The organism is Pseudoduganella ginsengisoli (assembly GCF_009720865.1).
Classification (GTDB): domain Bacteria; phylum Pseudomonadota; class Gammaproteobacteria; order Burkholderiales; family Burkholderiaceae_D; genus Rugamonas; species Rugamonas ginsengisoli.
The window spans coordinates 1-21,015 of sequence record NZ_WNLA01000036.1 but is presented as its reverse complement, the minus strand read 5'-3'; the positions used below and the strand labels follow the sequence as shown (position 1 = coordinate 21,015).

The window sequence follows — 21,015 nt, the reverse complement described above, 5'->3', positions numbered from 1 at the left end:
TTTTTGTATTTACCGCAGGCGCGGCAGTCCGTTGCGCGCCATGCCGGCAAACTTGTTGGCCTGCACCGCATGGGCAAACACATACCCTTGCGCATAGTCGCAACCGGCAGCCACCAGCAGCGCTTGCTGCGCAGGCGTTTCCACCCCTTCCGCCACGACTTTCAGCCCCAGTTTGTGGGCCATGACAATCAGCGCTTCGCACAAGGCCAGGTCGCCGGAATCGCCCACCATATCCTGCACCAGCGAGCGGTCGATTTTCACGAAGTCGATATCGAATTTGCGCAAATGCGCCATGGATCCGTAACCGGTGCCAAAGTCGTCCAGCGCTACCTGCAAGCCCATGGCGCGGTAATGCCGCAAGCGTTCCAGCACTTCGGCCGCGTCATCCATCAACACGTTTTCCGTCACGTCGATGACGATGGACCGGGGCGCCAGCGCCAGCTTTTCCACGTGCTCCAGCCAGTCGCCCGGGCCGGATCCGCGGAATTGCGCCGGCGACTGGTTGATGCTGACCTGGAACGGGCGTCCCAGTTCCTGCTGCCATGCCTGCACCTGCTCCGCCGCGCGGCGGAATACCCAGTCGCCGATTTCCACGATCAGGCCGGACGATTCCGCATACGGCATGAAATCATGCGGGTGCAATAAACCCCGTTCCGGATGGCGCCACCGCAGCAGCGCTTCGGCCCGCTCGATCATGCCGGTATTGAGGTTGACGATCGGCTGGTAATACAGTTCGAACTGGCCGGCAGCCAGCGCCTGGCGCAAATCCATGGACAGGCGCTGGCGGCGCTGTGCCGCCTGCTGCAAATCCGGCGTGAAATAGTGGTAGCGGCTGCGGCCCGCGTTTTTTGCCGCATACATGGCCTGGTCTGCATGGCGCAGCAATTCCGGCGCATCCGACGCGTCCGACGGAAACAGTGCGATGCCGATCGATGCAGACACACTGCCGTCGCCGCCGTCCAGCGGGAACGGCTGGCGCAGCGAATTCAGGATATTTTGCGCCACCCGGTCCACCGATGATGCATGGTCGAGCCCGGACACGATGACGACAAATTCATCGCCGCCCAGCCGCGCCAGCGTATCCGTGGCGCGCACGCAAGCGGTAATGCGGGCAGCCGATTCAATCAGCAGCGCATCGCCCTGCTCATGGCCATACGTATCATTGATTTGCTTGAAGCCGTCCAGGTCGATGAACAGCAGCGCCAGCAGCAGCCCTTCGCGCCGCGCTTTCTTCATTTCCTGCGCCAGGCGGTCGTGGAACATGTGGCGGTTCGGCAGCGCCGTCAACTGGTCGAAATTCGCTTGCTGCCAGATCAGCTCGGCTGATTGGCGCGTCGCCGTGATATCCGTCACCAGCGCCAGCGCGCCCATATACGCACCGGCATTGTCAAAGATGGGATTGGTGGCCAGCGTGGTCCACAATTGCTTGCCATCCTTGCGCATGAATTTGAATTCGTGGCGTTCCGCGATGCCTTGCTGGCGGCGCGCAATATTGTGCTCCAGGATGGCGCGGCCTTCGTCATCCATGAAGGCCACCAGCGGCTGGCCCAGCATTTCTTCAATGCTGTAGCCCAGCATGGCCGCCATGCGGGGATTCACAAACGACGTGCGCGCTTGCGCATCGATTTCCCAGATCCCTTCTTCCGCGCTGTGCACGATGCGGCGAAAGCGTTCCTCGCTTTTTTCCAGCGCCTCCAGCTTGCCTTCGGCCGGTTCCATTACCACGCGGATCGCTTGCCCGCTGCCGTCCGCACTGGCGCGCAGCGCCACCGGAAATCCCTGTTCGCCAGGCCGGCCGTGCGTCATCTGCACATTGCAGCGCTGCGCCTCGCTGGTATTGGCGGCATTGCGGATGAACTGGTCAAAGTCCGCCACGAAGCGGGGCGCGACAAAGTGGCGGAATGGCACCGGGGCCGTGCTGTTGCGCTTCAACCCCAGCATGTCGGCGCCCACGATATTCATTTGCAGGATCGTGGTATCGAACGCCAGCAGGAAATAGCCGACCGGCGCCAGCAGGTAGATATCGTTGAAGTAGGCTTGGTCTACTTCGTAGCGGGCCCGCTCCGGCGTCAGCGCCACGTCTTCAAACCCCGCGCCGCCATGGGCGGACAGTTGACCGCTGCCCAGTACCGGCCGCAGCAGGTCGGGAGACTGCAACACCGATGCATGCAATTCCTTGTCCATGCCACCACCCTTATAGCGACGTGCAAGTGACCCGTTGCACGGGTAAATCGTGCACGATCTTCAACTTAGACTAGCATGGGCGTTGGGGTGTGTCGAGTGTACGAACACAACAGGAATAAACCGGCTGTCAGCGCGCGTGGGGACGGTTCAAACGGCGTTCCGCCTGCTTTTGCAGCGCTTCGAACACGAGGCTCATGACCCAGTAAATAGCGGCAGCGGCCAGGTATAAAGGCAAGGGCTGGAACGTGGCGGCAATGACTTCCTTGGTCGACAACATCAATTCCGTCATCGTGATGACGGACACCAGCGACGTATCCTTGATCAGGCTGATCAAGCTGTTACTCATCGCCGGGACCGCCACCCGCAGCGCTTGCGGCATCACCACGTGCACCAGCGTATCGCGGTAGCCCAGTCCCAGCGAATAACTGGCCCACCACTGCCCGCGCGCCACCGAAGCAATCGCGCCCCGCAAGCTCTCCGACAGGTACGCGCCTGCATTCAGGCTCAGCGCCAGAATGCCTGCCGTTACCGGCGTCAGTTCGATCCCCACGCCAGGCAAGCCGTAATAAATCACGAACAATTGCACCAGCAGCGGCGTGCCCCGCATCAGGCTGACATAAACAGCGGCAGGCCAGGCCAGCACGCGCCACGGCAAGATGCGCAGCACGGCGACAGGAAAGCCGATCAGCAAGCCGCCCAGCATCGACGCCAGCGCAAACACCAGCGTATAGCCGGCGCCCTTCAGCATGACGGGCGCCGCTTCCTGCAACAGGGTGAGCCAGTCCATTTAAGGCGCCTTGCTGACGTCCGTCCCAAACCATTTGACGGAAATAGCCTTCAGGCTGCCGTCTGCCGCCGCATCGGCCAGCACTTTATTGAGCGCCGCCTTGAATTCCGGGTTGCCCTTCCTGAACGGGATGCCGCAGCGTTCGACGGCGCCCACCCTGGCGCCGGCACGGATCGGCAAGTCCGACGTTTTCAGCAAATACGCCGTCATCAGGCTGTCGTTGAGCGCGGCATCGATACGGCCGACGGACAAGTCGCGCAAGTTTTCCGGCGCGGCCGGATAACCGCGCACGTCGATGCCGCCCGCCGCCTTGGCCTGCATTTCATAGACGCTGCCCTGCCCTACGCCCAGCTTTTTACCCTTCAGCGCCGCCAGCGACGCGTACTCCGTCTTGTCATCGCGGCGCTGGATCAGTTGCGGTGCGGAATACGTGTACGGCGTGGAAAAATCAAACGCGAGTTCCCGTTTAGGCTGGATCGTCACTTGTGACACGATGACGTCATATTTGCCGCTGGCCAGGCCCGCCAGGATGCTGGCCCATTCCGTCGTCACGAATTCCGGCTTCAAGCCCAGCCTGGACGCCACCAGTTTCGCCACGTCGACATCGTAGCCCTGCAATTCGCCAGTCTTCGCATCCTTGTAGTTGAACGGCGGATACACGCCTTCCATGGCAATTTTCAATGTGCCCCGCGCCTTGACGGTGGCCAGCAAATCAGCAGCATGAACTTGTGCAGCAGTGGCCAGCAGCAGCGCGGCTGCCAGCTTGACGGACATACGACGGGACAGTGCCATGAGTATCCTTATGTTAGTAGCGGGTGCGCTGGCCCCGCCCGAAATGGTGGCCCACCACGAGGATGGACGTTGCGATCAGGCCGGACAAGCCCATGATCAATTGCACCAGCTTATCATCCGGCAATATCCACAGCGATCCTTTCGGCGGTTCAACCTGGCCGACAGCAGCAATCAGCGGCGATACCCATTCCGCTTCTTCCGTCACATCGACAATGATGGCGCCATCCTGCGTCGTCTGCAGGTAGATTTCGCCCCCTTCGGCCAGCGTAAAACACACGCCATAGCCGGTTTCATGGGGCGCGATCAATTCTTGCAGGGCGAGGTTGTGTTCGGCGATCCACAACTCGACGTCGGCCGGGGTTTCCAGCGCCGTCCATGGCACGGGACGGAAGCGTGGAGAGTCAGTTTGCTGCATACATTCTTCATAAGACAGGACAATCAGCCAGTGTAAACCAATCGCCTGGCCAAATCACCCCTTCCATGTCCGCTTCAAGCCGGTATCGGCATGGATCCAGCCGCCACGGGGCCCGGAGCGGTAATAAAAGCCGACGCCGCCCTGGCGGAAACTGCGCACCAGCCCGCCCAGCACTTCTTCATTCAGGTTGGCAATGCGGATATCGGCCGCCTTGCCCTCCATGTGCAGCGACTGGCGGGCGGCAGGAATGCCCTGCTCGATCAGCTTGTTGTTGGAACTCTTGGTCCGGTAGCCGGACAGGATTTCCACCGGGCTTTCTATGCCATAACGGGCCACGAACGCTTGCGCACCCCACAGGGTTTCCAGCAATTTCGGGTCGATGGGCGCGGTTTCCTTGCCATTCACGTCGCGCAGCAGGTAGCACAATTCCTGGTAGGCCGAGTCGATCAGCTCGCCATCTTTCCAGTACAGCAGCTTGGCTTTTTCACCGCTGGCGGGACGGATCAGCTGAATGGTGCGCGGCTTCAGCCAGAATTCCAGGTCCAGCGATTGTGCGTCAAAAATGTCCGGTGGCGGTTCCAGGTCTTCATCCGGCGCTTCCCGCGGTGTCAATTGCGCCAGTTGCGTAGGTTTTTCCGCTGCTTTCGCAGGCGCGGCAGCCGTTTTATGGGCTGCCGCTGGTTTCGGTGCTGCTTTTGCCTGCCGCACGGGTTCGGCCCGGGCGGCACATCCCAGCAACGGCGCACCGATAAAACTTGCGGCCGTCAGTCCCAGGCCGGTCTGTAAAAAGTCTCTGCGCGATGCCATAACAATTCCGATCAAACAATACTCCGCAACTATAGCCGATTAGCGGGGGGAGTTGAGAAAGCACATGAAGAATGTGCGGCAAGCTTAATGTTTTCTTAAGCCTGCCCGGATGGCATGGCGCGCGCAGTGTTACAGGGACAAGGCAGCCGGCGCCCCGGACGCCACGGCGGGCGGCGCCAAGGTCGATTGCGGCACATCCAGCAGCGTGCCCTGTGCCAGCAGCGCAACACCGGCCGCGTCGGCAATGCGGTGCAGCGATTGCAGTGCGCCGGCCGTATCCAGATGGCGGAATTCCACACGGACACCGGCTTGCCGCGCCTGTTCCAGCAGCGCCACGGTGGCTGCGTCGGCATCAATGGAGCCGCCGGCGGCACGGGCGTCGAGCCGCAGCACGTCGGGCCGCACGCGCTCCAGCAGCGCCGCGCCATCGCGGGCGCCGGTTGCCTGCACGGCAAAACGGAATCCATTGCGGCGGTAATTGTCCGCCACATAATTGATCAGCCAGCCCTGCTGCGCCGTTACCGGCGGCAACAGCAACACGATGCGCGCCAGCGGCAATTCCAGCGCATCGAGGATGCGGCGGAACGCATGGCCGTGGTTGCTGGATACCGCGCTCAGCAAGCGGCTGTGCACATTCAAATACAAATCCGCACCGGCCGCGCCGGCCGCCTCTTCTTGCCGGAAGAAGTTAATCGCGTGCAGCATGCGGCACAGGCGGTCCAGTTCCACGGATTCATCGTCGCTGGCCGCGCTGTCCAGCAACTTCCACAGCGACAAGCCATCGCCGCCCCCTGCCGCACTGCGCGCCAAGCCTTCATAGGCAATTGCCGCGCCACGGTGCAATTCCCGCACCGGCTGGAACGCGCTCGTCATCGTGCAATTGAAGAAGCGGCCCTGGGCGCGGCCTTGCGCATCGAGCTGGATGCTGGTGTGGGCCGCGCCGTCGCTGGACAGGCGGGACAGGTATTGATTCAGGACGGGAAAGCGCATGTCGTTGTTCTCCAGGTTGCTGCAATGGCGACACCTTATCCCAGCCATTGCGTGGATTAAACGAATGGTTTATTCGTACAGTATTCGTTTTGTGCATATAGGGACCGCAATCGCATTACATATATGCATATAGCAAAACATTCGTTCCATCGATTTTACGTCCCCGCTATTGTGGGCTCATCGTTATTTTTATTGCGGTGCCACCATGTGCCAGCTTCTCGGAATGAACAGCAACCAGCCTGCCGACCTGCGCTTTTCCTTTGCCGGTTTTGCCGAACGGGGCGGCCGCACGGGCGAGCACAAGGATGGCTGGGGCATTGCCTTTCATACCCGCCGCGGCGTGCGCCTGTTCCGCGATGAGCGCCCATCCATCGATTCGCCGCTGGCCGAACAAATGAAGCGCCGCCGCATCAAGGCCAGCAATGTCGTTGCGCACATCCGCAAAGCGACGCAGGGCAACATCACGCAGCAAAATTGCCACCCTTTTACCCGCACGCTGTGGGGCCGCGCCTGGTCGTTTGCCCATAACGGCGACTTGAAAGGGTTTTATCCGGATGCGGGGCGATATGACGTGGAAGGCGACACGGACAGCGAGCGGGCGTTTTGCTATCTGCTGTCCGGCCTGGCGGAGCGCTTCGATCAACAGCCGTCGCGCCGCGCGCTGTATGTCGCCGTGTCGGAACTGGCGGCGGAAATTGCCGTCCATGGCGTGTTCAATTTCCTGCTGTCCGATGGCGACACGCTGTTTGCGCACTGCTCCACGCAGTTGCATTACGTGTCGCGCAGCTACCCGTTCGCGCAAGCGAGCCTGATTGATTGCGAACGCAGCATCGACCTGAGCCGCCACAATGGTCCGGACGACCGCATGGCCGTCATTGCCACGCAGCCGCTGACGCACGATGAAACGTGGCACGCGTTCGTGCCAGGCGAATTAAAGATGTTTGCCGGCGGCCACGTGGTGGAAGCGGCCAGCCTCAGGCTGCCACAGCATTCATGCCTATCGCAATGCGCGGCGTAGCCACCGGATGCGGTTCGACGTGGTGTTCCAGCCAGTTGGGAAAGACCAGCATCTGGCCCAACGACGGCTGCGCGGCAGTCAACCCGCCGCCATTGAAGCCCCGTCCCGCCACCTGCCCCAGTTTGACGGCCGGGCGCGGGTCGTGGAACAGCACAGGATTCGACCCTTCCGGCACTTGCAGGTAAAACGCGGCCGACAACAAGCGGTTCGGATGCATGTGCTGCATATTGAACCCGCCTTCTTCATGCAAGTTGACCCAGCCTTCCACACGGAAGCGGATCGCGCCGGGCAGCTGCATTTCCTGCAGCACCTGGCCAAACACGGATTGCGCCGCAACGTGCAGCGGCTCGAACGCCTGCTGCTGCAATAACGTGGTTTCACTGTTCCAGCCGCGCCGTATCGTACGGCCGGCCGGCTGCGGCTGCGCCGCGCGCAGTTGCCGGATCACGTCCAGCCACGCGGGGAAATACGGCTGCAGGTAAGCGAGATCAAATGACCAGATCGTGGTCGGGAAAATATCCTGGCGGCTGACGGCGATTTCAGGCATACGGACCTTTCTGGTCGTGGGATGTCAGGCGGAATTGCAATTGCAGAAGCGCTTGCGCGGTTTGGCGTCGTCGCCGTCAGCAGGCGCATCGCCGCCACCGAGCTGCTTCCAGAAAAACGTCGTGTCGACACCGTACGGCGAGCGCACTTTCCCGGCCGGCGTGTAGCCGTGGCGGGCAAAGAAGCTTTCACCGGTGGCGGTGCTGTGTAATTGCAGTGCTTTCACGCCCCAGCCGCAGGCGATTTCTTCCATTCGCGCCAGCAGTGCTTTGCCCAGGCCCAGTCCCCGCGCCTCCGGCAACAGGTAGCACAGCGCCAGCTTGCCAGCGCCCGTCAACAGCGCGACGCCGACGACGGCATCGTCCTGCAACGCCACCAGCGAATGGTTGGTGGGCGACTGGAACCAGCTGGCCACCATTTGCGGGGTTTTATTGCCGAGCCACGCGCCCAAAATGGCGGGGTCGTTCTTGTGGTCGAGGACACAGCATTCGGCGATGGAACGCCGCAAAACATTGCATGCCGCTTCAGCGTCGCCAGATGCAGCAATACGAATTTCAAGACTCATGTGTACTCACAAAATAATGCCGATCACCCCGGCGCCGGCGGCTTGCCGCCAGCACACAGCGCGACTATACACCAGCCGGAAAAAGCCCGTGTCGCGTGCCGTGCGTTTTGCTTTGCCTCGAAATCGTGATTTAGATATTACGAAAAATTCGTATCTTTTCCGGCGCGAATTATAGACCATGCCTATATATTTTTCACAACAGGATCCAAGCTTCCATGACACATAAAAGTAATAAGCGCCGCACGTTGATCGCCTCTGCCCTTTTCGCTGCCGCCCTGCCCTTTACCACACCTTCGTACGCGGCTGACCCGGCGCTGTTGAATGTATCGTATGACGTGATGCGCGAAGTGTTCAAGGATATCAATCCCGCCTTTGCTGCCGATTACAAAAAGAAGACAGGCGAAAACGTGACGGTCAACCAGTCGCACGGCGGTTCGTCGAAACAGGCGCGCTCCGTGGCCGATGGCCTGGAAGCATCCGTCGTGACCTTGAACCAGGCCAACGACGTGGACTTGCTGGCGGACCGCGGCCTGGTGGCAGCAGACTGGAAAGCCAAGTTCCCGCACAACGCGGCGCCGTTTTATTCGACGGTGATTTACCTGGTCCGCAAAGGCAATCCCAAGAACATCAAGGATTGGGCGGATCTCGCCAAGCCGGACGTCAAAGTCGTGATTCCGAATCCCAAAACGTCGGGCAACGGCCGCTACACCTACCTGGCAGCCTGGGGCTCCGTGCTGAAGAAAGGCGGCACGGAAGCGCAAGCCCGCGAACTGGTGGGCAAAATCTTCAAGAATGTGCCGGTAATGGACACGGGCGGCCGCGCCGCCACCACGACGTTTGCCCAGCGCCAGATCGGCGACGTGCTGGTGACGTTTGAAAATGAAGTGTTCCTCGTCAAGGAAGAATTTGGCGACAACTTCGACATCGTGTATCCGCCCACGTCCGTGCTGGCGGAGTCGCCCGTGGCCGTCGTCGATAAAGTTGTCGACAAGCGCAACTTGCGCAAACCCGCGACGGCGTACCTGAATTTCCTGTATTCCGATGCCGGCCAGGAAATCCTCGCCAAACATCACTTGCGTCCCCGTTCCGAAGCCGTGGCGAAAAAATACGCGGCCACGTTCAAGCCAATCACCTTGCTCAGTGTGGATGACGTGTTTGGCGGCTGGCGCGCCGTGCAGAAAAAACACTTTGATGACGGCGGCGAATTCGACAAGATTTACGCCGCGAAATAGTCAGTCATCACCAGTGGATGCCGGCCTAAAGGCCCGGCACCCATATTGGGCATCAGCCCCGCAGGCCATCCTGCGGGGCTTTTTTGCATTTCAGCGACGGATACTGCTGACATTCCATGGACGAGCCCGATAAATTGCTGTATCGTCGAGAGTAAGGAAATATTGCCGTATAGATATTGTGCAGTGCACTAAACTGAAATACGCCGCCGATTTTCCGTCACTCCCCAATTTCGTATGAACATGATCAAGAAAACAGTAGCCGCCCTGCTGATGTCCTTGAGCGCCGCCGCTATGGCGCTGCCGCTCGGCTCGCAAAACGTGCTGGTGGTCGAAGACGACACCGGCAAAATCTTGCTTGAAAAAAACGCCACCGCCCAGGTGCCGATTGCCTCGCTGACCAAGCTGATGACAGCCATGGTCGTGCTGGACGCCAGGCAGGACATGAATGAAATCATCAACATCGACAAATCCGACGTCGATACGCTGAAACACAGCGTGTCGCGCGTGCCGGTGGGCGCGGCGATTTCCCGCGCCGACGTCCTGCAGCTGGCGCTGATGTCGTCCGATAACCGCGCTGCCGCCGCATTGGCCCGCACGTACCCGGGCGGCCAGGCTGCCTTCAAGCGCGCCGTGGATTTGAAGATCAAGGCGCTGGGGCTGACCAATACCGTGATTGAAGAGCCGACCGGCCTGTCGCCGCACAACGTGTCCACCGCCGCCGACCTGGTCAAGATGGCCAATGCCGCCGCCAAGTACGACACCATCCGTGAAATTTCCACGGAAAGCAAAGACGTCATCAAGATCAACGGCCGCAAAGTCGAATACCACAACACCAACCGCCTGGTGGGCGCCAAGGGCTGGGACATCGGCATGTCGAAGACCGGCTACACGGAAGAAGCCGGCCGCTGCCTGATCATGCGCATCAAATCCGCCGGCCGCAACGCCACCATGGTGCTGCTCAATGCCGGCGCCAGCTCGGCGCGCCTGATGGATGCGCTGAAGATCCGCAAGTTCATTTCCGGCGATGACGACAAGCCGGTCAAGACCGTGAAACAAAGCTTGCGCAAGAAAGCGCCGGCATCGAAGACGGCTTCCAAGCGCCGCCGCGCTGCATAACGGCAGCCTGATCCGCATACCGGGGCGCCAGTTGGCGCCCTTTTTTCTTGTGGCAGCGCATTATTTGCTTCTTGATAACCCCTTGCGTATTATTGCAAATATATAAACCAAGGAATATCACATGAAAGCAATCGTCACGGGCGGCAACAGGGGAATCGGCCTCGCTATTTCTGAGCAACTGCTGGCCAAAGGTTTTGAAGTCCATGTTGTATCCCGCTCGGGCATCCGCGCCGCCCGCGAAGGAATCATTTCCTGGGAAGCGGATCTGTCCAGTTACGACCAGGCCATGCAGGTGGTGGACAAGATCGGCCCGGTCGACGTGCTGGTCAATAATGCCGGCATCATGAACACCAAGACCGCCAGCGACTACGGCAGCGACGATATCTTGCACATCCTCAACGTCAACCTCATCACGTCCGTGCGGCTCAGCGTCAAGGTGGCGGAGCGCATGGCCAGCGCCGGGGGCGGCAGGATCGTCAGCATGGGCTCGATTGCCGGCGAAATCGGCCACCCGGATATCTGGTACGGCATTTCCAAGGCGGGCCTGGCCAATGCCATGCGCTCCATTGCCAGGACATTCGGTGCCCGCGGCGTGGTGGCCAACTCGGTGGCGCCGGGCCCCGTAGAGACGGAAATGATGAAGAACATTCCGCCGGACCGGAAAGAGCGGTTGAAGGCGGCCACCATCAGCCAGCGCTTCTGTACCGCACATGACGTGGCGGAAACCGTGTGCTGGCTGGCGACCAGTGCGCCGGCATCCATCAATGGCGACGTCATCGACATCAATAACGGCACCAATTACCGCTAGCCGACCGGCCACTGCCCTTACCCCACCAGCCCCCGTAATCCGCTGGCGCGCTGCGTGCGCACGGCCACCGCTTCATCGAGTACGCCGGCCACCGGTGTGGCCAGCGTAAAGTGCGTGCGGGCCCGCGTGATGCCCGTGTACACCAGTTCCCGCGCCAGCACGGCGCTGGCCGACGATGGCAGCACCATCACCGTGTGCGCAAATTCCGAGCCCTGCGACTTGTGCACCGTCATGGCAAATGCGGTTTCCACGTTGCGCAGGCGCGTGGCCAGCACGCTGCGGATATGCGGGCCTTCGCTGAAGTACACGCGCAGCGAGCCGGGACGCAGCGGATCGGGCAGCGTCAGGCCGATATCGCCATTGAACACGCCGGTCGCATAGTCATTGCGCGTCACCATCACGGGCCGCCCCACGTACCATTCGCCGCGCCGGCGCAGCAGGCCCGCCGCCTCCAGCCTGGCGGCAATCGCGTCGTTCAGGCCGGACACGCCCCACTCGCCGTCCCGCACGGCGCACAGGATGCGGAACGATTCAAACGCGGCCAGCACTTCGCGCACCCACCCTTCGTGGCGCACCGTGTCGGGCGACATCGCGTGACCTTCATCGATACCTTTGGCCATCTCGCGCAGGTAGCGCTGGTAGCCGCCTTCGGCCTGCGCCCGCCCTTCCAGCGCCAGCTGCAGCACGTGCGCGTGGTGGGCCGGGTCGAGCCACGCCAGCTGGCCGCTGTCGTCTTCGCGCAGCACGGCGCGCACGCGGGCCACGTCGCCGGCATTGACGGCCAATGCCAGCCGGCCGATCGGGCCGCCAAAACGCATACTCTTGCGCAGCATGACCGTCTGCTGCGCCAGCGGCCCGCCACCCTGGATAAACGATTCCGGCAGTACAATGCCTGCCGCATCGCGCATGTACCCGGCCGTCGCCGCGCTGTAGCCGCCCGCTTCCGCGTCATGGCACAGGTCGCCCAGCACGGCGCCCGCTTCCACCGACGCCAGCTGGTCTTTGTCACCCAGCAGCACCAGCCGCGCATGCGGCGGCAGCGCATCGAGCAGCGACGCCATCATTTCCAGGTGCACCATCGATGCTTCATCGACGATCAGCACGTCGACGTCCAGCGGATTGCCCTTGTGGTGCACGAACCGGCGCGTACCGGGCCGCGCGCCCAGCAAGCTGTGCAAAGTGCGCGCCGCGCCCATGCGGGCGGCCAGCTCTGGCAAGTTCAAATCCGGCACCAGCGCGGACAGGGCGCCCAGCGCCTGGTCAATCGACTGCTTCAGCCGCGCCGCCGCCTTGCCCGTGGGGGCGGCCAGCGCAATGCGGATGCCGCCGGCGGCCGGCAGGCCCGCTCCGGAATCCCGCCATGCGTGCGCCGCCGGTACCCGCTCCATGCCAGCCGTGGCAAACAGCAGCGCCAGCAGCCGGGCCACCGTGTACGTCTTGCCGGTACCCGGACCGCCGGTAATGATGCCGAGATTGGCCCGCACGGCAACCGCGCAGGCAGCCTTTTGCCAGTCCGGGCCGCCGTCTTCGGCGGCAGGGAACAGGATGTCCAGCCACTGCCGCACCTGCTTTGCGTCAACCGGCCGCAGCTGCAGCGCCCGCGACCGCACCGCTTGCGCCACGGCGGTTTCATCGCGCCAGTAGCGGCGCAGGTACAGCCGGTCATCATCGAGTACCAGCGGATGGCCTTCGCCATCGAAACCCAGGTCGCCCACCGCCCACACTTGGTCGCACTGGTATAACTGCGCGCGCCAGGCCGATGCGGTTTTCGGCAGGGGCGCCGCGGCAGCGCGCAGCGCCTGCCAGTCTTCTTCACTCCAGCCCAGCATGTGCCTGACCGGAGGGCTGGCGCCGGCAAGGTCCGCCAGCAGCAGGCAGCTGTGGCCCCGCCCTTCCAGTTCCGACAGCAGCACGCATGCCAGCAGCAGCGCTGGTTTGGCAGGCCCCTGCGACGCAACGAAGCGGGCAAAGGCGCCGGCCAGCCGGCGCAACTGCCCCGCTTCCGTCATGGCATCGACCTGTGCCAGCAATGCTTGCAGCTCCGCGCCAGGCGCCGTGTTGTCATGTTGCGCCATCATGGGGCCTCATTGAACAGTGCATCCAGGCCATCGAGCAGCCCGGGTTCCGGCGCCAGCAGGCAACAGCCCCGCGTTTGCGCATGGCCGATGCCGCGCAGGAAAAAGAAAATCGCGCCACCCAGCTGCGCGGCCGGGTCGTAGGCTGCGCCCAGGCGCGAGCGCAGCAGCCGGTGCAGCGCCAGCATGTACAGTGCGCCCTGGATGTCATAGCGGTGTTCCGCCACGCCGATGGCCAGCGCCTTGGCGTGGTAGGCGCTGTCGTTGCCGCCCAGTGCGTTGGATTTATAGTCCAGCACCCAGTACTTGCCTTCGTGCTCGAACACCAGGTCCATAAAACCTTTCAGCATGCCGTGCAGGCGCCGCTCCGGCAGCGCGGGCCGCGCAATGCCGGGCAACACGTGGCGGCGGCACAGGCGGTCCAGCGCACCGCTCGACAGGCGCTCGCTGGGGAACCAGAATTCCAGTTCCGGCAATGCGCCGTGCAGCGCGGACAAGGGCGCGCCCAGTTGCGGCAGCGGCGTCGCCGCCACGGCGCGCAGCCATGCCAGCGCATCGTCTTGCCGGTTGGCCCAGCCAGCCCGCTCGATACGGCGCAGCAGGCGCGCATCGAATTGCGGATCGTCCACCGTGCCAAAACCCTCGTGCGCCATCCATTCCAGCTGCTCGTGCAGGAAGTTGCCGGGCATGGAGCCGCGGGGGAAGCGGTGCCACGGCTCGTCGGCAATGCGCTGCAGCGCTTCCGCTATCGCCTGCTGTTCCAGCAACTTGGCTTGCAGCGCGGTGCGGGGTACATGCGCGTCGCCGGGCCCCATGCCTGGCGCGCTGCGGGCCGCGCCTTCATCCCAGCCGGCCAGCGCGCCGCTGTCTGCCGCCAGGCCGCCTGCCGGCAGATGCGGCACGTCCTGCAGATTGCGCCGCGTCAGCGACGTGAAACTGCCGACCGACCAGTCCCGCTCGAAGCCGCCGTCAAAGCGGCGCGCCGGCACCAGCGGCGCCAGCCGGTCTTCCCGCTGCAGCATGGTGACGGCACCGATGTCCGCCAGCTTGCGCACGGCAATGGCGTCGCACCCGCCTTTGACTTCTTCCCACCTCAGCGCCAGCGCCGATGCGGGCAGTGCTTCGCCGCCCGTCAGCAAATAGCCCAGCGCCGATTCGTGCAGCGTATTGCTGCCCTCCTTGCGCGCGGCCAGCGCCGCAACGCCCAGCCACAGGAAATGGCGGGGACGCGTCAGCGCCACGTACAACAGGCGCAAATCTTCGGCCAGCCGCGCTTCTTCGACGGCCGCCAGCGCTTCGTCGGACAGCGCCATGTCGATGCGGCGCGTGCCCTCCGCGTCCGTGTATTCGAAGAAGCTGCGGTTGCGCTTGTCCGCCTTGCGCGCCGTGACGGCAAACGGCAAATACACGAGCGGATATTCAAGGCCCTTGGATTTGTGCACGGTGACGACTTTCACCAGTTCCGCATCCGATTCCAGCCGCAGCACGCGCTCATCGCCGCTGTCGCCGCCCGCGTCGATCTGCTCGGCCAGCCAGCGGATCAATGCCTGTTCGCCATCGAGCTGGCGGCTGGCTGTTTGCAGCAATTCCGCCAGGTGCAGCAAGTTCGTCAGCCGCCGCTCGCCGCCCGGCTGCGCCAGCAGCGACGACGGCAAACCCAGTTCATGGATAAAGCGGCGCAGCATGGCCAGCACGCCCTGGCGCTGCCACACCAGGTGCAATGCCTTCAATTGCTCGACGCGCTGTTCCCACGCCAGTTCATCATTGGATAAATGCGCCAGTTCCGCCAGCGGCAAGCCGGCCGTGCGGGTGGCAAAGGCGGCGCGCGCCAGGCTGCCGTCGAGCGGGTTGGCCATCGCGGTCAGCCAGCGCAGCACGTCGGCGGCTTCTTCGCTGTCCAGCACGGAATCCTTGTCCGACAAATACACGCTGGCGATGCGCCGCCGCGCCAGCGCCTGGCGGATGCTGGCCGCTTCCTTGCGGTCGCGCACCAGCACGGCAATATCGGCGGGCTGCAGGCGCTCGAAGCGTGCACCGTCATCAAAGCCCGCCCGCTCGTCATTCAACAGCCCCGCGATATGTTCGGCGCAATGGTGCGCGAAAAATTCGCGGTAATCATCCTTCTTGAGGCCATCCGATTCCGTGCACGACACCAGCAGCGCTGCCAGCGGTCCGTCCGCGCCCACCAGGCGTTCCTTGCGGCCGTTGGCGTCCACGGCTTCAAACGGCAGCGGGTTGACCCCATCGGCGCGGAAACGGAACGCCCCTTTCGGATGGCCAGCACGCTGCGCATGCCCTTCCGCATGCAGGAACACTTGATTGACAGCCGCCACCAGCCCCGCCGTCGAGCGGAAGTTGGTGCCCAGCTGGTAATGGCGGCCTTCCGTCGCGCGGCGGGCCGCCAGGTAGCTGTGGATGTCGGCGCCACGGAATCCGTAAATCGATTGCTTCGGATCGCCGATCAGGAACAGGCCCAGCGCCGCATTGTTGGCTTCCACCTGGTACAGCAAATTAAAGATGCGGTACTGGCTGGGCGCCGTATCCTGGAATTCATCGACCAGCGCGACCGGGTATTGGCTGATGATGCGCTGGCGCAGCGCTTCCCCGTTGGCGCCCTGCAGCGCCTGCTGCAGCCGGTCCAGCATGTCGGCAAAACCGAATTGCCGTGCATTGCGCTTGAGTTCTTCCATGCGGCGGGCAATGGCCAGCGCCGCGTGGCGGCACAGCGCATGTTCGAGCGGTTCCAGTTCCGCCAGCGCTGCCTGCAACAGCGGCAGCGCATGGAAATCATCGGGAATCGCCGGCGTATAGCCTTTGGCGCAAGCGTCCAGCAAGCCATCCGGCGCCAGCCGGTTCCACGCCGTGCTGTTCAAGTCCGGATGCAGCTGGTGGTCATGCTGCGCCCAGTGACGCAGCGCATCGAACCATTTCGCCACGGATTCCGGCTTCATTTTCGCGCCATGGAAACACTTGGGCGCCGCTTCGCGTTCGCCATTGATCCACAGTTCCATGCGGTTGGCCCGCTCGCTCCACCCTTCCTTCAATTCCAGCACGCGCGAACGCTGCGCGCGCTGCAGGCGCGCAATCAGCCCGCCCAGCGATTCACGCCCTGCGCCGCCTTCACGCTCCAGCCATTCGCGCCGCGCCGCCAGCTGGCTGACGGCGTTTTTCAACTGTTCCACGTCGGCCCAGCAGGCCAGCAGCGGTTCCAGCAGCGGCGCGTCGAGCGGATACACTTGCTGGCGCCAGTAATCGTGGGCCGCATCTTCAAACAGCGCCGCTTCATCGCTGACCAGTTCTTCGTCGAACAGGCTGCCGCTGTCGAACGCGTGTTCGCGCAGCATGCGCTGGCACCACGCGTCGATGGTGAAAATCGCCGCTTCATCCATGGTTTCCGCCGCCAGCATCAGGCGGTGCGCCGCCTGGCTGCGCGAGGCGTGGTCCGGGTACGATTCCAGCAGCGCGTCCAGGTATGGATCGGCCTTGCCGCATTCGCCCCGGAAGTACGCTGCCGCTTCAATCAGGCGTTCGCGCACGCGGTTCGACAACTCACGGGTGGCGGCGCGCGTAAAGGTCATCACAAGGATGTCGGACGGCAGCAGCGGGCGCACGTAGCCGTCCGCACCGCCATGGCCCAGCACGAGGCGCACATACAGCGCCGCAATGGTCCACGTCTTGCCGGTGCCGGCAGACGCTTCGATCAGGCGCGAGCCATGCAGGGGGAAGGACAACGGTTGCAGCACATTGCTCATGGCTGCTCCCCGCCATCGAACGGCGCCATCGTCACATGCTGCGCAATCCACTGCGCCAGCGGCCCATACAGCCGTTCGGCGCAAGAGAGCCAGCCGTCTTCCTGCGCCAGCGCGGAAAAGTCCGGCCACAAACGGGCCAGGCACAGGTCCGACACTTCGCCGTCGCGGTTATAGTCGCCGTCATACGTGACGCGCGCATCGCCCTCGGCCAGGTGCGCCAGCGCGGTGCGGCACGCCACGGGCAGCGGGCGGTCCATGCCGTCGCGCCACAGCTGCACCAGGTCGCCCAGCTGTTCACGGGCAGCGGCCTGCTGCAGCGGCGCAAAGTGCGCCACCACGTCGCGCGCCACTAAAATGCCCGCGACCGGGAAACCCTGCGCGGCGGCGGCCAATTGGCGCAGCCAGATGGGAATCAGCTTATCGCCGCGTGGCGCCCCGCTGCGGTCGGCCACGCGCGACGCCAGTTGCGCCAGCCACACGGTTTGCGTCCCGTTGGTGCGCAATTGGTCGACCCAGTCTTCCAGCGGCGCCGCGGAAAATGGCAGGCTCACCGCCAGCTTGGGCGCCGGCAGCGGGTAGCGGGCGCGCTGGCGCAGCCATTCCGTCCGCACCGGCACCAGTTCATCGACCAGCGCCTGCTGCACGTGCCTGCCCGGCAGTCCGATCGGCAGCAAGCCTTCGCGGGCCAGCCGTTCCGCCTTGGCCGCCAGGCGCTCCCTGACTTCCGCCACCGGTTCCGGCTCGCCGCTGTCGTCCAGCATCTTGCCTTCCAGGCCGAAGCGTTCCAGCGCATCCAGTGCAAACGGTTCTTCATCTTCGCCCACCAGTACCGCGTCGCCGAACACGACGCCCAGGCGCTGGCGGAAGAAATAGCGCACGGGCTGGCGGATAAAGCTGGCCAGCATGCCGAGGCGCAGGCGGAATCCCTCCTCCGGCTCATAAGGCGGCAGCGCCGCGCCAACGGCGTCCGGCGTCTCGCTGCCGCTGTGCGCTTCGCGCCATTCCGCCGCATACGTGGGCAAGCCGCCCTGTTCAAAATAACGGCGCGAAAATGGCTGCAGTGCGTGCTCCGTCGTGCGGCGATCCAGGTCCAGCTGCCAGCCCGCCTGCAGGTAATCGCGCAGCTGCGACACCAGCACGGACGGCGGCTGCTCGCTGTTGTCGCGCACATTGCGGCCCACCCAGCTGACGTACAGCTTGTCGCGCGCGGCCAGCAAGGCTTCCAGCATCAGGTAGCGGTCGTCGTCGCGCCGCGAGCGGTCGCCGGGGCGGGCCATGCCGGGCAGCGCCAGCAAATCAAAATCCGCCTTGGCGGCGCGGCGCGGGAAGTCGCCGTCATTCATGCCCAGCAGGCATACGGCGCGGAACGGCACGGCGCGCATCGGCATCAACGTGCAGAACGTGACGCCGCCCGACACAAACTGGTGGTCCAGCGTCGGTTCATCCAGCGCCCCCAGCCACGATTCGCGCAGCACGGCCAGCGGCACGGGTTCGTCAAAACCGGCGCCTTCGCACGTTTCCAGCCAGCGGTTCAGGGTTTCATGCAATTGCGCCAACGTCAGGCGGTCATCTTCGCCGGCCGGCGTAAAGAAAGCAGCCAGCAGTGCGCGCGCCTGTTCGCCCCATTCGGCAGGCGTGCGGGGAGAAGCGAGGATTTCACGCCACGCCAGCAGCGCTTCCACCAGCTGCGCCAGCGATCCCGCCAGCGCCGCATCGAGCCCGCCCACTTCGCCGTAGGCTTCAATGCCGTTATAGGTGACGCCGTCGCCGCCGGCATACCCCAGCAGCATGCGCCGCAAGCCGAAGATCCACGCATTTTGCTCGCCGGCCGGCGCCAGGCCCAGGCCGGCGCGGTGCTGCTGGTCCAGGCCCCAGCGTACGCCGGCGCCTTCGATCCACACGCCCAGCGTGGGCAAGTCGTCTTCCAGCAAGCCAAAGCGCTGCGCCAGCGCCGGCACATCGAGCAAATCGCGCACTTCGCTCTGGCGGCAACGCTGCTGCGGCAGGCGCAGCAGCCATTCCAGCGCCACCAGCAACGGATTGACGCTGCGGTCATTGACGTCGCCGATGGCAAACGGGATATGGCGCGCATCGCTCTTGCGGTGCTGGCCAAAGACCGCGTGGATCGCCGCCGTGAAGACATCGATGTCAGGCACCATGACCACCACGTCGCGCGGGCGCAAGCCCGGCAATTCCTCAAACATGGCCAGCAGGCGGTCGTGCAGCACTTCCACTTCGCGCTGCACGCTGTGGGCAATGTGGAACTCGATCGACGCATCGTCATCCGGCGGCGGCGCATGCGGATGTTCGGCCAGCGGCAGCAAGTCGCGCACGGCGGCCTGCACTTGCTGCAGCAAGGTGTGGCCATCCTCTTCGCCAAACAAATCCACGCGCATGGGCGCCGAGCCGCCGTCATCCCCCCGCGCCTGGGCCGCTTCGTCGAATTCATCGAGCATGCGGATAAAATCGCGTCCCTGCCGTCCCCAGCTGGCCAGCAGCGGGTGGCTGTGCGCATGCAATTCTTCCAGTGGAATATGCGACAGGTCCAGGCCGTTTTTCAATTGCTGGCGTTTGCGGGCCGCGCGCAATAAATCGCGGCCATCAATGATATCGCCCCAGTGGTAGCGGCATGGATTCGGCACGGCCAGCAGCACTTGCGTATGGCGCGCCAGCGCTGCCAGCGCTTGCAGCACCTGGTAGGGCAGCGATGAAATACCGAACACCACGAGGCGGCGCGGCAGCGGGCCGCGTGGCGCAGCACCGCGCTCGACCGCCTGCACGAAGCGCGTATGCACGCTGGCGCGGCCCAGCAAGCGTTCGTGTTCCGGCACGCTGCCCACCACGGCCCGCCATAGCGCGCCCTGCCAGCGCTGGTCCGGGCCCAGCGCAATGGCTTCGCCGCGGGCGCTGCGCAGCACATCCTGTCCCGCCGCCCAGTCTTCCAGCCAATCCGCGCGGTACACCTGGTACTGGTCATACAAGTCCGCCAGCCGTGTGGCCAGCTGCAGGCGCCGCTCGGGACAGCCGTCGCCCAGGAAATGGCGCAGCGGTGCAAACACATCATCTTGCAGCAAGGCCGGCAGCAGCCGCATCAGGCGCCACGTCAGCGGGCCTTTGTCAAAAGCGGAAACCGGCGGTACGCTGTCGCGCCCCAGCATGGCGCGGTAAGCTTCCCACAGCTGGCGCGCCGGCAAGCGCAATTGCGTCGCCGCGCATATGCCGGTTTCCTCGGCCAGCGCAATTTTCAGCCATTCCGCCACGCCGTTCGATTGCACGAGGAAGGTGTCGGTTTCCAGCGGTCCCAGTGGATGGCTCTGCAGCCATCCGAACACCGCCGCACGCAACTGTTCCAGTTGATTGCCATGCAAGATCAGGAGGCCGGGGGTGATGGGCATGGTATTTACGCTGCGGTATGACAAAGCTACATTATCGCTGCTGGCGGGATGGCCGGCTAGCCTGCCGCATGGGCATCCAGCTCTTGCGCGATGTGTCCCTGCAAATGGTCCAGCATTGGCTGCATTTGCGCAACGATGTAGCGGGCGCGGGCCGGGTCGGCGTCGGGTTTTAAATGTTCCAGCGCCAGGCACAGTTCACCGAAGTGCATGGCGCCAACGGCGCGGGCGGACGACTTGATGCGGTGCCCCAGTTCCGACAGGCGCGCCATGTCGCCCTGCGCCAGCGCTTCATTGACTTCCACCATGCCGTCGCGCGCCGAGTCGAGGAACATCACCGCATATTTGCGCATTTTTTCGGGCTTGTTATTGAACGTGACGGCCAGCGCCGTGATGTCGAACATTTCTGCCGGGGCAATCTGGACGTCGTGATGCACGGGCGTGTCCGCCACGGCGGCGGGCGCCCCTGCTTGCGGCGGCGCCTCCGCCACCCCGACTGCGCTGTCGGCAGCATCGGCGGCCAGCGCCGCCGATGG

16 protein-coding genes are annotated in these 21,015 nt (G+C 63.8%); 4 read left to right on the top strand and 12 right to left on the bottom strand.

What is annotated here, in order from left to right; genetic code table 11:
• Window positions 1–9: 9 nt before the first annotated feature.
• The 6 genes from GM668_RS28675 to GM668_RS28650 form a co-directional block, all read right to left on the bottom strand.
• Window positions 10–2,184, bottom strand: coding sequence for a putative bifunctional diguanylate cyclase/phosphodiesterase (locus GM668_RS28675; protein ID WP_155442398.1), 2,175 nt, complete (start codon window positions 2,182–2,184; stop codon window positions 10–12).
• Between the two features lie 127 nt (window positions 2,185–2,311).
• Complete coding sequence (locus GM668_RS28670) at window positions 2,312–2,971, bottom strand: amino acid ABC transporter permease (RefSeq protein WP_155442397.1); 660 nt, start codon at window positions 2,969–2,971, stop codon at window positions 2,312–2,314.
• Entirely contained in the window at window positions 2,972–3,763 is a 792-nt protein-coding gene (locus GM668_RS28665; RefSeq protein WP_155442396.1) for a transporter substrate-binding domain-containing protein, read from the bottom strand.
• A 13-nt stretch (window positions 3,764–3,776) separates the two neighbouring features.
• The gene (locus GM668_RS28660) at window positions 3,777–4,178 is read right to left on the bottom strand and encodes a hypothetical protein (protein WP_155442395.1); all 402 of its coding nucleotides are present in this window, start codon (window positions 4,176–4,178) and stop codon (window positions 3,777–3,779) included.
• A gap of 54 nt (window positions 4,179–4,232) precedes the next feature.
• On the bottom strand, window positions 4,233–4,985 hold the full coding sequence (locus GM668_RS28655) for a YcbK family protein (protein WP_443094201.1): 753 nt from the start codon (window positions 4,983–4,985) through the stop codon (window positions 4,233–4,235).
• Window positions 4,986–5,114: 129 nt separating this feature from the next.
• Complete coding sequence (locus GM668_RS28650; RefSeq protein ID WP_155442394.1) at window positions 5,115–5,975, bottom strand: EAL domain-containing protein; 861 nt, start codon at window positions 5,973–5,975, stop codon at window positions 5,115–5,117.
• A 223-nt stretch (window positions 5,976–6,198) separates the two neighbouring features.
• Here GM668_RS28650 and GM668_RS28645 point away from each other — a divergent pair, with 223 nt between their 5' ends.
• Window positions 6,199–6,993 (top strand): class II glutamine amidotransferase, encoded by a 795-nt coding sequence (locus tag GM668_RS28645; RefSeq protein WP_229500052.1) that lies wholly within the window; start codon window positions 6,199–6,201, stop codon window positions 6,991–6,993.
• Here the strand turns inward: GM668_RS28645 and GM668_RS28640 are convergent.
• Window positions 6,950–7,540: a TIGR02466 family protein gene (locus GM668_RS28640; protein ID WP_155442392.1), complete on the bottom strand. Its 591-nt coding sequence runs from the start codon at window positions 7,538–7,540 to the stop codon at window positions 6,950–6,952. The genes GM668_RS28645 and GM668_RS28640 overlap by 44 nt on opposite strands.
• A gap of 24 nt (window positions 7,541–7,564) precedes the next feature.
• Entirely contained in the window at window positions 7,565–8,104 is a 540-nt protein-coding gene (locus GM668_RS28635) for a GNAT family N-acetyltransferase (RefSeq protein ID WP_155442391.1), read from the bottom strand.
• 215 nt (window positions 8,105–8,319) lie between these two features.
• On the opposite strand from GM668_RS28635, the gene GM668_RS28630 reads away from it, so the two are divergent.
• The 3 genes from GM668_RS28630 to GM668_RS28620 all read left to right on the top strand — a co-directional run bounded on the left by GM668_RS28630 (window position 8,320) and on the right by GM668_RS28620 (window position 11,260).
• Window positions 8,320–9,336: a sulfate ABC transporter substrate-binding protein gene (locus tag GM668_RS28630; protein WP_155442390.1), complete on the top strand. Its 1,017-nt coding sequence runs from the start codon at window positions 8,320–8,322 to the stop codon at window positions 9,334–9,336.
• 240 nt (window positions 9,337–9,576) lie between these two features.
• Complete coding sequence (locus GM668_RS28625; protein WP_155442389.1) at window positions 9,577–10,452, top strand: serine hydrolase; 876 nt, start codon at window positions 9,577–9,579, stop codon at window positions 10,450–10,452.
• Between the two features lie 121 nt (window positions 10,453–10,573).
• Window positions 10,574–11,260 carry an SDR family NAD(P)-dependent oxidoreductase gene (locus GM668_RS28620; RefSeq protein ID WP_155442388.1) on the top strand — a complete coding sequence of 229 codons (687 nt, stop codon included), beginning with the start codon at window positions 10,574–10,576 and terminating at the stop codon, window positions 11,258–11,260.
• A 17-nt stretch (window positions 11,261–11,277) separates the two neighbouring features.
• Here the strand turns inward: GM668_RS28620 and recD are convergent, their stop codons facing one another.
• From recD to GM668_RS28600, 4 genes are all read right to left on the bottom strand, one after another.
• Window positions 11,278–13,338 (bottom strand): exodeoxyribonuclease V subunit alpha, encoded by a 2,061-nt coding sequence (gene recD, locus GM668_RS28615; protein WP_155442387.1) that lies wholly within the window; start codon window positions 13,336–13,338, stop codon window positions 11,278–11,280.
• Window positions 13,335–17,087 carry an exodeoxyribonuclease V subunit beta gene (gene recB / locus GM668_RS28610; protein WP_155442386.1) on the bottom strand — a complete coding sequence of 1,251 codons (3,753 nt, stop codon included), beginning with the start codon at window positions 17,085–17,087 and terminating at the stop codon, window positions 13,335–13,337. Before recB ends, recD begins: the two co-directional genes overlap by 4 nt.
• On the bottom strand, window positions 17,084–20,482 hold the full coding sequence (gene recC / locus GM668_RS28605; RefSeq protein ID WP_155442385.1) for an exodeoxyribonuclease V subunit gamma: 3,399 nt from the start codon (window positions 20,480–20,482) through the stop codon (window positions 17,084–17,086). Before recC ends, recB begins: the two co-directional genes overlap by 4 nt.
• Window positions 20,483–20,538: 56 nt before the next feature.
• Window positions 20,539–21,015, bottom strand: a 477-nt coding sequence (locus GM668_RS28600) for an Hpt domain-containing protein (RefSeq protein WP_170305899.1), incomplete at its 5' end; no start/stop codon positions are given.